The organism is Tessaracoccus sp. OH4464_COT-324 (assembly GCF_003932855.1).
Classification (GTDB): domain Bacteria; phylum Actinomycetota; class Actinomycetes; order Propionibacteriales; family Propionibacteriaceae; genus Arachnia.
On the sequence record NZ_RQYZ01000207.1, the window covers coordinates 1 to 258 of the forward strand.

Sequence of the window (258 nt, forward strand, 5' to 3'; positions counted from 1 at the left end):
CGGTGACTGCTCCGGAGGGTTACATTCCGACGAAGCCGGGTGTTGGTGCCAGGGATAAGGATTCTTCGACTGGGTTTGCCGAGTCTGAGGGTCTGACCGAGGACGGTCAGCGCGATGAGACGCTGGACTTTGGTTTCGTGCGGCCGAGTGTGTCTGTTGGTGACTATGTGTGGCTGGATGTGAACGAGGACGGTAAGCAGGACGACACTGATCGCCCGATTGCCGGTGTGACGCTCACGTTGACTGGTCCGGATGGTC

Annotated in this window: 1 protein-coding gene; it reads left to right on the plus strand. The window is 59.3% G+C overall.

The features are described 5' to 3' along the window. Positions 1-258 (plus strand): SdrD B-like domain-containing protein (locus tag EII42_RS12795; protein ID WP_199729921.1); only part of this gene is annotated, 258 nt, incomplete at both ends.